The organism is Gaiella sp., assembly GCF_057140465.1.
Window position 1 is genome coordinate 1 of record NZ_DBNHWK010000099.1, and the last position, 11,256, is coordinate 11,256.

13 protein-coding genes are annotated in these 11,256 nt (G+C 72.5%); 3 read left to right on the forward strand and 10 right to left on the reverse strand.

Features of this window, described 5'->3' with window-relative positions; genetic code table 11:
* From ftsH to AC162C_RS13785, 5 genes are all read right to left on the reverse strand, one after another.
* Nucleotides 1–1,206, reverse strand: a 1,206-nt coding sequence (gene ftsH / locus AC162C_RS13765) for an ATP-dependent zinc metalloprotease FtsH (protein ID WP_484098036.1), incomplete at its 3' end; no start/stop codon positions are given.
* A 72-nt stretch (nucleotides 1,207–1,278) separates the two neighbouring features.
* Nucleotides 1,279–1,842, reverse strand: a complete 564-nt coding sequence (hpt, locus tag AC162C_RS13770; RefSeq protein WP_462975272.1) for a hypoxanthine phosphoribosyltransferase — start codon at nucleotides 1,840–1,842, stop codon at nucleotides 1,279–1,281.
* Nucleotides 1,839–2,825 carry a tRNA lysidine(34) synthetase TilS gene (gene tilS, locus AC162C_RS13775; RefSeq protein WP_484098037.1) on the reverse strand — a complete coding sequence of 329 codons (987 nt, stop codon included), beginning with the start codon at nucleotides 2,823–2,825 and terminating at the stop codon, nucleotides 1,839–1,841. Before tilS ends, hpt begins: the two co-directional genes overlap by 4 nt.
* A gap of 179 nt (nucleotides 2,826–3,004) precedes the next feature.
* The gene (locus AC162C_RS13780; RefSeq protein ID WP_484098038.1) at nucleotides 3,005–3,613 is read right to left on the reverse strand and encodes a histidine phosphatase family protein; all 609 of its coding nucleotides are present in this window, start codon (nucleotides 3,611–3,613) and stop codon (nucleotides 3,005–3,007) included.
* A gap of 8 nt (nucleotides 3,614–3,621) precedes the next feature.
* Nucleotides 3,622–4,407: a GNAT family N-acetyltransferase gene (locus AC162C_RS13785; protein WP_484098039.1), complete on the reverse strand. Its 786-nt coding sequence runs from the start codon at nucleotides 4,405–4,407 to the stop codon at nucleotides 3,622–3,624.
* 63 nt (nucleotides 4,408–4,470) lie between these two features.
* Here AC162C_RS13785 and AC162C_RS13790 point away from each other — a divergent pair, with 63 nt between their 5' ends.
* Complete coding sequence (locus AC162C_RS13790; RefSeq protein WP_462975276.1) at nucleotides 4,471–5,178, forward strand: DeoD-type purine-nucleoside phosphorylase; 708 nt, start codon at nucleotides 4,471–4,473, stop codon at nucleotides 5,176–5,178.
* Nucleotides 5,175–6,167: a diacylglycerol/lipid kinase family protein gene (locus AC162C_RS13795; protein ID WP_484098040.1), complete on the forward strand. Its 993-nt coding sequence runs from the start codon at nucleotides 5,175–5,177 to the stop codon at nucleotides 6,165–6,167. The genes AC162C_RS13790 and AC162C_RS13795 overlap by 4 nt, the downstream gene beginning before the upstream one ends.
* A 3-nt stretch (nucleotides 6,168–6,170) precedes the next feature.
* On the opposite strand, the gene AC162C_RS13800 is transcribed toward AC162C_RS13795, so the two are convergent.
* The 4 genes from AC162C_RS13800 to AC162C_RS13815 are packed head-to-tail and all read right to left on the reverse strand — an operon-like array spanning nucleotide 6,171 to nucleotide 9,795.
* Nucleotides 6,171–6,494 carry a hypothetical protein gene (locus AC162C_RS13800; RefSeq protein WP_462975278.1) on the reverse strand — a complete coding sequence of 108 codons (324 nt, stop codon included), beginning with the start codon at nucleotides 6,492–6,494 and terminating at the stop codon, nucleotides 6,171–6,173.
* Between the two features lie 35 nt (nucleotides 6,495–6,529).
* Nucleotides 6,530–7,348: a L,D-transpeptidase gene (locus AC162C_RS13805; protein ID WP_484098041.1), complete on the reverse strand. Its 819-nt coding sequence runs from the start codon at nucleotides 7,346–7,348 to the stop codon at nucleotides 6,530–6,532.
* Between the two features lie 45 nt (nucleotides 7,349–7,393).
* Nucleotides 7,394–9,049, reverse strand: coding sequence for a GMC oxidoreductase (locus AC162C_RS13810; protein ID WP_484098042.1), 1,656 nt, complete (start codon nucleotides 9,047–9,049; stop codon nucleotides 7,394–7,396).
* On the reverse strand, nucleotides 9,046–9,795 hold the full coding sequence (locus tag AC162C_RS13815; RefSeq protein ID WP_484098043.1) for an SIR2 family NAD-dependent protein deacylase: 750 nt from the start codon (nucleotides 9,793–9,795) through the stop codon (nucleotides 9,046–9,048). Before AC162C_RS13815 ends, AC162C_RS13810 begins: the two co-directional genes overlap by 4 nt.
* 22 nt (nucleotides 9,796–9,817) lie before the next feature.
* On the opposite strand from AC162C_RS13815, the gene AC162C_RS13820 reads away from it, so the two are divergent.
* On the forward strand, nucleotides 9,818–10,234 hold the full coding sequence (locus tag AC162C_RS13820; protein ID WP_462975282.1) for an acyl-CoA thioesterase: 417 nt from the start codon (nucleotides 9,818–9,820) through the stop codon (nucleotides 10,232–10,234).
* Between the two features lie 7 nt (nucleotides 10,235–10,241).
* Here AC162C_RS13820 and AC162C_RS13825 read toward each other — a convergent pair.
* Nucleotides 10,242–11,256: acyl-CoA dehydrogenase family protein (locus AC162C_RS13825; RefSeq protein ID WP_484098044.1), on the reverse strand; the 1,015-nt coding region annotated here is incomplete at its 5' end.

An 11,256-nucleotide genomic window follows, 5' to 3' on the forward strand; every position in this document is an offset into this window, starting at 1 on the left:
GGGGCCGGCGATCACGCGCATGATCCCCTCCTCGAGCTCGTCGATGCCGATCGTCTTCTCTCCCCGCCGCGCGGCGAGCAGCGCCGCCTCGTTGATCAGGTTCGCGAGATCAGCGCCCGTGAACCCCGGCGTGCCCGAAGCGATGGTGTCGAGGTCGACGTCCTCGTCGAGCGGCTTCCCGCGCGCGTGCACCTCGAGGATAGCGGCGCGACCCGCCCGATCAGGTCGGTCGACGACGACCTGGCGGTCGAAGCGGCCGGGCCGGAGCAGCGCCGGGTCGAGGATGTCGGGCCTGTTGGTGGCCGCGACGAGGATGATGTTGTCCTTCAGCTCGAACCCGTCCATCTCGACGAGCAGCTGGTTGAGCGTCTGCTCGCGCTCGTCGTGACCGCCGCCGAGCCCGGCGCCGCGGTGGCGGCCGACGGCGTCGATCTCGTCGATGAAGATGATGCAGGGGCTCGCTTGCTTCGCCTGCTCGAAGAGGTCACGCACGCGCGAGGCGCCGACGCCGACGAACATCTCGACGAAGTCCGACCCGGAGATGGAGAAGAACGGGACGCCCGCCTCACCGGCCGTCGCCCGGGCGAGCAGCGTCTTCCCGGTGCCGGGCGGCCCGTACAGGAGCACGCCCTTCGGGATCCGCGCACCGAGCGCCTGGAACTTCTTCGGGTTCTCGAGGAACTCCTTGATCTCGTGCAGCTCCTCGACCGCCTCGTCGGCGCCGGCCACGTCCTTGTACGTGACCTTCGGCGAGTCGGGGGACATCCGCTTCGCCTTGCTCTTCCCGAAGCTCATCACCTTCGAGCCGCCGCCCTGCATCTGGTTCATGAGGAAGATCCAGAACGCGATCAGGAGCAGGATCGGGAACAGGCTCGTGAGCAGCGTCCACCAGGCCGACGACCCCGTCCCCTTGGAGTCGAAGGTGACGTTCTGATCCTCGAGGACCTGCTGGAACGCGAACTGCGACTCGGGCGTCGGGTAGTTGACCTTCACCTTCGTCCCCGAGTCGAGGGTCGCCGAGATCTGCTGGCGGTTCGGGTTGAAGACGACCTCGGAGACGTTGCCGGCCTCCGCCTGCTGGATCAGCTCCGAGTACGTGAACTTCTGCTCGTCCTCGCCCCGGGAGATCAGCGTCTGGCTCGCCAGGTAGACGAGCAGGACGATCACGACCAGGGGGAACAGCGCGCTGCGGAAGAAGCGATTCATCTCAGGTCTTTTCGGAGCGTAGCAGCATGTTTTTTCGCCGCCGACCCCCCCGGGGCCTGGTTAACGGTTCCGCTACGAGGCGGCCGGTGCCGCCGACGCGACGAGCTCCGGGTCGAGCACGCCGATGTAGGGCAGGTTCCGGTAGCGCTCGGCGAAGTCGAGCCCGTACCCGATCACGAACCGGTTCGGGATCTCGAAGCCCACGTAGCGCACGGGGACGTCGATCTCGCGGCGCTCGGGCTTCGTCAGGAGGGCACAGATCTCGAGGCTCGCCGGACGGCGGGCCCGCAGCGTGCGCATCAGGTACGAGAGCGTGAGGCCGGAGTCGATGATGTCCTCGACGACGAGGACGTCACGACCCGCGATGTTGGCGTCGAGGTCCTTGAGGATGCGGACCACGCCGGAGGAGTCCGTCGCCGCACCGTACGACGAGATCGCCATGAAGTCGATCTCGCAGGGGATCGACAGCTGCCGCATGAGGTCGGCCATGAAGAACACCGCGCCCTTGAGCACACCGACCAGGAGCACCTCGCGCCCCTCGTAGTCGGCGCTGATCTCCGTGCCGAGGGCGGCGACGCGGTGCTGGAGGGTCGACTCGTCGAGCAGGACCTCCGCGACGCCGTGGTCGACGCTCACGACCCCGTCCTCCGCGTCGTGACGACGCCTTCCCAGCCCGGCGCCTCGGCGAGGCCGGGCACGGCGACGACGCCCTCGTCCGATACGACCAGGGGCCACGTGTCGCGCTCCCCTCGCGGCACCTTGGAGTCCACGAATACATCCTGCACTTTCCGTCGGCGGCCCGCGAGTCGATCGCCGGGTCGGCGCGTGCGGACGACGAGGCCGGGGCGAGAGCTCGTGAGCGACCACGGCCCCCACTCCACCTCCCCTTCGAGGCGCAGCTCGTCGTACGCGCGCACTGCACGCACCCCTCCGCCGAGGTCGGCGCGCTTGGTGCCCTCGCGCGACGAGAGCAGCTCGACGAGCGCCGACTCGAGCCGCCGCGGGAGCCGCGGGCGCTCGGAGGCCAGCGCCAGCAGGTTCGCCCGCGCCCGGGGGTCGATCCTGGAGAGGAGGGGCAGGAGCTCCGATCGGATCAGGCCCCGGGTCGTGTCCGGGTTCGTCTCGTCGAGCCGGAAGGGCAGGTTCCGGGCCCGGCAGTACGCGACGGTCTCGTCGCGCTCGACGTCGAGCAGGGGCCGCACGACGCCGTCCGCCCGTCGCACCCGGATCCCGCGCGTCGAGCCGCTCGACAGGAGCCGGTAGACGACTGTCTCGAGCTGATCCGTCGCCGTGTGGCCGGTCGCGCGGAGGCCGAAGCGGCGCGTCCCGGCGTAGCGGGCGTCGCGCAATGCGGCCTCGGTGTGCGCGTCCGGCGTCACGTGGACGACGTCGGCGTCCATCAGCTCGGCGCAGTGCCGTGCGTCCTCGTCCGCCGCGATCCCGCGCAGGCCGTGGTGGACGTGCACCGCCCGGACGTCGTAGCCGAGCTCGACGAGCACGTGCCAGAGGCACGTGGAGTCGGCGCCGCCGGAGACGAGGCACGTCACCGCCCCGGCGGGCGGGATCAGGTCGTGGGCCCGGATGCGGCGCTCGACCCGGGCCGGGACGTCGTCGGCCACACCGCCATTCTGCCGCAGTCGTCCGGCGTCGAGCCGCCGCGGCCCGTGGACGCGCGGCAGACGGGCCCCGTCCGTCGACTCGGCCGGCGTCAGGGCCGGGCCCGATCGCCGCAGCAGCGGCGAGGTCGGTGGACGTCGAGCGCTGGACGCCCGCCGATGCTCCGGTCGACCGACGACGGTCACGCGTCGTCGCCGTCGCGAAACCGCGGCGCGCGCGACCAGCCCGCCAGGATCGCGGCAGCCCGCGCCACCTCGTCGGAGGAGAGCACGAGCGGGACGACGTGGGCGACCGGCTCGACGCGCCGCCGCGGCACGCGACCGGCTGCGGCGTCGAGGACGTAGCGGACGGGGAGGGCGTGGGAGACGGCGAGAACGGCCGTCTCCGGCCGCTCGAGGAGTCGCTCGAGGCTCGTGGCGAGCCGGAGCGCGACGGCCGCGCGGCTCTCTCCTCCGCCGGGGCACGGCGCATCCGGGGCGCTGCGCCAGGCCCAGGTGCGGTAGCGCTCGAGGGATCCGCCTTCGAACGCCCCGAACCCGATCTCGTTCAAGCCGGCGCAGACACCCGTCGGCACCGGACGGTCGGCGAGGGCGAGCCGCAGCGTCTCCTGTGTCCGCAGCAGCTCCGTCGCGAGCCCCACGTCGACCCGCTCGGTGCGCAGTGCCTCACGAAGCGCCTGCGCCTCCTCGACGCCGACGGCCGACAGGCCCTCCCCGGGCGGCGTGCCGCTGACGACACCGTCGCGGTTGGACACGCTGTGCGCGTGACGGACGAGGAGGAGGCGCTCCACGACGCGCGTCAGAAGAGCACGCTGCGGTAGTCGAGGGTGTGGCGCATGCCGATCGACTCGTAGAGCGCGATCGCAGCCGTGTTCTCCGCGCGGACGAACAGGCAGACCGTCGGCACCTGCTCGAGGAGCAGTCGCACGAGGTCCCGCAGGCCCCGGCTCGCGAAGCCGCGGCGACGAGCGTCGGGATCGACCCACACCTGCTGCAGCTGCACCGCCGACGGCGTCCAGGCCGAGGCCTCGGCCTTGAAGAGGATCGTCCCGTTCTCGGACCAGATCCACGAGCGTCCCTCCTCGATCTGGACCCGGGTGCGCCAGCGGAAGCCGTTCGCGTCCCGGCGCAACGGGTCGACGCCGAGCTCCTCCTCGTGCGACGCCGCGCACGCCGGGACGAGCAGGTCGAGGTCGCGAGGCGTTGCGGCGCGCAGCGCCGAGGCTCCCGGAGGCGGTGGCTCGCGGATCTCGAACACCGGCTGCCCGGGCCGGTCGGCACGCGGCCGCGGGAGGCGCCGGCGCGCCGCCCGCCAGAGCTCCCCCACCGCCCCTTCCTCCCCGATCAGCATGCGCGTCCCCGAGCGGCCGACCGTCTTCGCGAACGCGGCACACCCGTCTCCGGAGGGGACGACGTTCGTCCCGAGGTGGCACAGCGCCCGGAGAGCGTCGTCGTCACCGGCCAGCCCGGCGAACCGCCCCTGCTTCCGCCGCGCGACATCCTCCAGGAAGACGCGCTCGACGGGGTCGCGGGCGCAGAACTCGAGGATCTGCTCGACCGTCGGCTCGATGACGTTCCCGCGCACGAGGGGAGACTCTACGAAGGAGGACGCGGACTGTCACCGCCTTCTCCGCGTAGGCTTCCGCGCATGCCTATCCACGTGAGAGCCAATCCGGGCGACTACGCCGAGGCCTGCCTCCTCCCGGGCGACCCGCTCCGGGCGCAGTACATCGCCGAGACGTTCCTCGAGGACGTCGTCCAGCGCAACGCCGAGCGAGGGATGCTCGGGTACACGGGCACCTTCAACGGCGCCCCCGTCTCCGTCCAGGCGAGCGGCATGGGCTGCCCGTCCGCCGCGATCGTGATCGAGGAGCTCGCACAGCTCGGGGTCAAGCGGATCCTCCGCGTGGGGACGTGCGGAGGCCTCCAGGCCGACCTCGCGATCGGCGACCTCCTCTGCGCGATCTCGTCCGCGCCGGCCGATGCGACGGCCTCGCACTACGTCGGCGGGGAGCCGCACGTGCCGACCGCCGACTTCGAGCTCGTGCACAGCGCCGTCCACCATGCGAAGACGCTCGGCAAGCGGATGCGCGTCGGCCCGATCGTGTCGAGCGACATCTTCTACCAGCCGGACCCCGATCAGGTCAGACGGTGGTCGGAGCGTGGCCTGCTCGCCGTCGAGATGGAGGCGGCGGTGCTGTTCACGCTCGGGGCGCTGCGCGGCATCCAGACGGGCTGTCTCCTGATCGTGAGCGACGTGATCGTCGAGGGTGAGTTCATACGCATCTCCGACGAGGAGATGCGGCAGGCCGTCGACCAGATGACCGAGCTCGCGCTCCACTCGGTCACGACATGACCGACGGGGTCGGGCCGCCGCCGTCTGACCCCGTCGTCTTCCTCGTCAACCCGGCGAGCGCAAACGGGTCCACGGGGCACCGCTGGCCCGAGCTCGCACACCGTGCGGCCGCCGTCGGGCTCGAGGGCGACACGTTCTTCAGCGAGCGCCCCGGACATCTCGGAGAGCTCGCACGACGCGCCGCACTCGACGGGGCGCGCCTGCTCGTCGTCGTCGGTGGAGACGGCTCGGTGCACGAGGTCGCGAACGGGCTCGCCGGCGTCGACGATCCCCCGGAGGTGGCGGTCGTGCCCCGCGGCACGGGGTGGGACTTCGTCCGCACCTTCGGGATCCCGAAGGGGATCGAGGACGCGGCGGCCGTGGCTCTCCGCGGGTCGACGAGCGTCGTCGACCTCGGCGTCGTGACGTACCGGGCGTGGGACGGGAGCGAGGGGCGCGCCACCTTCGCCAACGTCGCGAGCGCCGGCATGTCCGGTGCGATCGCGCAGCGTGCGAACGACACGTCGAAGGCGTTCGGCGGCAAGGCGAGCTACCTCTGGGCGACGCTCGCCGTCTTCGTCCGCTGGTCGGCGACGCAGGTGCACCTCGACGTCGACGGCGAGGCCCGTGAAGGGCGGATGTTCGACGTCGTCGTCGCGAACGGGCGCTTCTTCGGCGGGGGGATGGAGATCTGCCCGGAGGCAGAGCCGGACGACGGGCTCTTCGACGTCCTCACGATCGGCGACGTCACCAAGCGTGACCTCGTGACGACGATGCCGAAGATCTACCGGGGGACGCACCTCCCCCACCCGAAGGCCGAGCTCCTCCGCGGCCGGGTCGTCCACGTCGACGCGGACGAGCCACTGCCGATCGAGCTCGACGGCGAGCAGCCGGGGACGACGCCCGCGCGGTTCGAGGTCCTGCCGCGGTCGCTGCGGCTCCGGGTGCCGGCCGTGAGCGGCGAGCGGAGCGCGCCGGGCGGCCGGGCGACGCCCGACCGGGTCTCCTGACGATCAGCTCTTGGGCTCGGTGCCCTTGCGGGTGCTCGAGCGGGCGGTCGTCTTCCGCGTCGTCGTGCGGGCGGTCGTGCTCTTCGGCTTCTGCGCGCGCTTGAGCGCCGCGAGCTCCTTCTCGAGCTTCGCCACACGCGCCTCGAGCCTGTCGATGCCGCGCACCTTCCTCCCGAGCTCGTCGACCCGCTCGCGGAGGTCGTTGAACGCCTTCAGCGCCTTCGTCCCGCCCGGCAGGTCGGTGAACCGGGAGAGCGTCGCCTCGCCGCGCGAGGCGAGTCGCGTGATCGCCCCGTCCTTGTCGGTGCTCTTCTTCGAGGTCGCCATGCCGACATTCGTAGCAGGCAGGCGGTCGTGCTGCATCACGCGCGGATCACGACGGGCGTGCCCTCGACGGCGAGGTCGATCAGCCGCAGGAGGTGACCGTTGCGGATCCGGACGCACCCGTAGGACACGGCCTGGCCGATCAGCTGGGGTGCGTTGGTGCCGTGGATCGCGATCGGACCGCCCTGCACCCACTCCTGGAGCGTCGGTGAAAAGGCCGAGATGCCGACGCCTCCGGGCCCGAACGGGCCGGAGGGATCGGCGGCCAGGAGGCGCTGGTTGACGTAGTAGCGGCCGGTCGGCGTCGGCGTCCCCGCCTTGCCGATCGCCGCCGTCACGTCGAGCACGGGGCGACCGTTCTTGAACAGCGTCACGCGTCGCTCGGAGAGATCGACGACGATCCGCGTGTCGACGACCGTCACGCGGACGTCGCGGGCACGCACCCAGCCGGTCTGCCCGTTCGGTCGAAGCGGCAACTGGACGCGGTACCAGGTGGGGGCGCACGTGGCGTCGAGCCGGGCCGCGAGGATGCCGAACACCGTCGGCACGCCGTTCGCGTTGAGCTTCGCGAAGCGTGAGACGACGGTGCCGCCCGGTGCCGTCAGCGCGGCGAGGGCTCGCCGTGCCTGCGCCGCGTGGGCGGTGCGCGCGTCGCGCATCGAGACGACGGCGCCGTCCCGACAGGACGCGCGAGGCCGAACCGGCGGGGCGGGTGCGACCGGCGCTTCCGGCTCCGCGGCGGCGACGCGCTCGGGCGCGCGCGGCGGGGCGGGGCGCTCTCCGGACCGGAACATGAGCCCCACGACGAGGGCACCCCCGAGCGCGACCAGGAACCCCGCCACCACCACGACCCGCATGTCGCTGGTGATAGCAGCTCCCGCCGAGCCTGACCACCCCCGGGGTCAGGTGTCGACGGGGGCGCGGGCGGGAATCGTCGCCCCGGCCGGGCGCACCGGGTCGAGACGAACGTAGGGAGCGCCGAGCGGGGGGCGCGCATCGGGCTGCCCCTTCGCGGGCCAGAGCGCGAGGGCGCGCTCGGCCTGGGCTGCGATCGTGAGAGAGGGGTTGGCGCCGAGGTTGGCGCTCACCGTGGCGCCGTCCAGCACGTGGAGGCCGGGATGGCCGAACACACGGTGGTAGGCGTCGACGACGCCGGCCTCGGGCGTCGACCCGATGCAGGCGCCGCCGATCAGGTGCGCGGTGATCGGCACGTCGAGGAGCACCTCGTTGAGGGCGCTTCCGGGATCACCGCCGATGACGTCCGCGGCGATCCGCGCGGCCTCGTTGGCGATCGGGATGTAGCTCGGCACCGGATCGCCGCCCTGCTCGGTCGTGAGGCGCCCCCGGCGTCGCAGCACCCGGAGGGCGCTCGGTCGCGTCTGCATGACCAGCAGGATCACCGTCCGCTGCGACCAGCGGCGCACCGAGAGCCCCCTGAGGAACGCGAGCGGGCGGCGAGCGATCTCGCCGAGGTAGCGCAGCTGCCGGGGCACGCGCCCTCCCCCGTCGACGAGCACGGTCGCCAGCAGCCCCATCACGTTCGAGCCGGGCGGGTACCGAACCGGCTCGATCCGTGTCTCGGGATCGGGGACGATCGCCGACGTGATCGCGACGCCGTGGGAGTAGTCGACGCCGAGCGAGGGCGTGGACGCACCGACGACGGCCTCGGAGTTCGTCCGGACGTTGTCGCCGAGCCGCGGCGACAGCTGCTGCAGGCGGCCGCGGTCCCGCGCCGCGAGGAGCAGCCGCAACGTGCCGAGCACGCCGGCGGCGAGCACGACCTGATCGGCCCGGTATCGCGTCAGCGAGCCGTGGCGGCCGCCGGGCCGGCGCGCGACCACGACGTAGCCGCCGCCGGGGAGCGGTGCGAGGTCGACCGCCTCCCGCTCGGCGTGGATCTCGGCCCCGAGCCGCTCGGCGAGCCACAGGTAGTTGCGGTCGAGCGTGTTCTTCGCCTCGTGCCGGCAGCCGATCATGCAGCCGCCGCACGCGATGCATCCCCGTCGCGCGGGCCCGGCGCCGCCGAAGTAGGGGTCGTCGACGACGGCGCCCGGCTCGCCGAACCACACCCCCACCTCCGTGCGCGCGTAGGTCTCGGCCACCCCGAGTCGGTCGGCGATCACCCGCATCACGCCGTCTGCAGGGGTGTCCTCGGGGACCGGCGCCGCGCCCAGCATCGCCCGGGCCACCGCATAGTGGGGAGCGAGCTCGTCACGCCAGTCCGTGATGCCGGCCCACTGCGGGTCGTCCCAGAAGCCCTCGAGCGGCTCGATCAACGTATTGGCGTAGACGAGGGAGCCGCCGCCCACTCCCGCACCGGAGAGCACGAGCACGTTGCGGAGCAGCGTGAGGCGCTGGATCCCGAGGCATCCGAGGCGAGGCATCCAGAGGAAGCGCTTGAGGTCCCAGCTCGAGCGCGGGAAGTCGGAGGGCCCGAACCGCCGTCCCGCCTCGAGCACGCCGACCGTGTAGCCCTTCTCGGCAGCGCGGAGCGCGGCCACGCTCCCGCCGAAGCCCGAACCGATCACGAGGACGTCGTACCGCCGCGACGCGCTCACGTCGCCCCCTCGACGAGCAGCGCGGCGATGTCCGACAGCGTCGCGCCCGCCGGGCCGCGCACGACGAGCGTAGCCCTCGGGTCGAAGGGCGTCTCCTCGGCGTTGAGGACGGCGACGTCGCCGCCCCCGGCGAGCGTCTCCTCGGGGAGCCCCGCAACGGGCCAGATCTGGAGCGACGACCCGACGACGAGCAGCAGGCCTGCGTCCCGTGCGAGCTGCTCGGCGCGCGCGAACGCCGTCGCGGGGAGCAGCTCGCCGAACATCACGACGTCCGGCTTGAGCACGGCGCCGCACGACCGACAGTGCGGGACGGGGCCCGCCTCCAGCTGCTCGAGCACGGCGTCGAGCGTCTCGGGAAGGCCGCACATGGGGCAGACCGCCCGCCTGATCGAGCCGTGCACCTCGACGACCTCCTCGCTGCCCGCGCGTGTGTGGAGGGTGTCGATGTTCTGCGTCACGACGGCCCGGACGTGGCCGCCGCGCTCGAGTGCGGCGAGCGCGAGGTGGCCCTCGTTCGGCTCGGCGTCGAGCAGCGCCTGGATGCGACCGCCGTACCAGCGCCAGACACGCTCGGGATCACGGCGGAAGGCGTCGATCGAGGCCACCTCGAAGGGGTCGACCTCTGCCCAGAGCCCGGTCGCCGACCTGAAGTCCGGGATCCCGCTCTCGGTGCTCATGCCCGCGCCCGTGAGCACGACGCACGAACCGTGGTCGACGATCAACGCTGCGAGCGCATCGGCGGACACGGTGCGAGTGTAGTGTCGGCCCGTGGTCGGCTACCCCTTCTCCCATGCCGTGCGCGTCCGCTTCGCCGAGACCGACGCTCAGGGCATCGCGCACCATGCGTCGTTCGTCGTCTGGCTCGAGGAAGCGCGCATCGCATACCTCGAGGCGTACGCCGGCGGCTACCGCCGGATCCAGGACGCGGGCATCGAGGCGCTGACGACCGGAGTCCACCTCGAGTACCGGGCGACGGCCGGGTTCGACGACGTGCTCACCGTGTGGACGCGCTGTCGCGACGTCAGGGGTGCGCGCTTCCGCTACGAGTACGTCGTCACGAACGGCGACGTCGTCGTCGCCGAGGGGTACACGACCCACGCCACGGTCGACGCGGCGAGCCACCGCCCGACCCGGGTGCCGGCGTGGCTCGTCGACGTGCTCGCGGACGCGGAGGCCGGCGCCTGACGCCGCGTCAGCGGGGTCGTTCGTCCCAGCCCTGCGCGAGATAGGTCGCGACGATCTGACGCTGGATCTCGCTCGTTCCCTCCACGATCTGCAGCACCTTGGCGTCGCGGAGCCACCGCTCCACGGGGTGGTCGCGCATCACCCCGGCGCCGCCGAGGACCTGCACGGCATCGGTCGTCACGCGCATCGCGGTGTCGGCGGCGAAGGCCTTCGCGTACGAGCCGAGGAGCCCGGCGTCGCGACCGGCATCGAGCGCGGCGGCGGCGCGCCAGGTGAGCAGCCGCGCGGCCTCGATCGCGATCGCGGCGTCCGCGAGCTTGAACGAGACACCCTGCCGGCTGATGATCGGGCGCCCGAACGTCGTCCGCTCCCGCGCATGGGCGGTCGCGTACTCGAGCGCAGCACGGGCGAGCCCGACCGCAGAGGCAGCGACCTGCGGCCGCGAGTGCTCGAAGAAGTCCATCGCGATCAGGAACCCCTGCCCCACGTCGCCGAGGATGCGGTCGGCCGGGACACGGGCAGCGTCGAACCGCAGCGAGCCGGTGTGCGACGCCCGCAGGCCGAGCTTGTCCTCGACGCGCCCCGCATGGACTCCCGGATCGCCGCGCTCCACCACGAACGCGGTGATCGCGTCGTCGAGGCGTGCGAAGACGACGGTCAGCTCCGCGATGCCGCCGTTCGTGATGTACACCTTCTCGCCGTCGAGGACGAACGCGTCCCCGTCGCGCCGCGCCGTGGTGCGGATCGCCGACACATCGGATCCCGCCTCGACCTCGGTGAAGGCGATCGCGGCGAGGCACCCGTCCGTCGACGCCAGACGGGGCAACCAGCGGGCGCGCTGCTCCTCCGTGCCGAAGGCGACGAGCGGCCGGACCGGGAACATCGTCGCCCCGATCGTCGCCGCCAGCGCCGGGTCTCCCCAGGAGAGCTCCTCGGACACGAGGGCCGAGGTGACGGCGCCGACGCCAGCGCCCCCGTACTCCGCGGGCACCGCGTAGGACGTGAGGCCGAGCGCGGCTGCC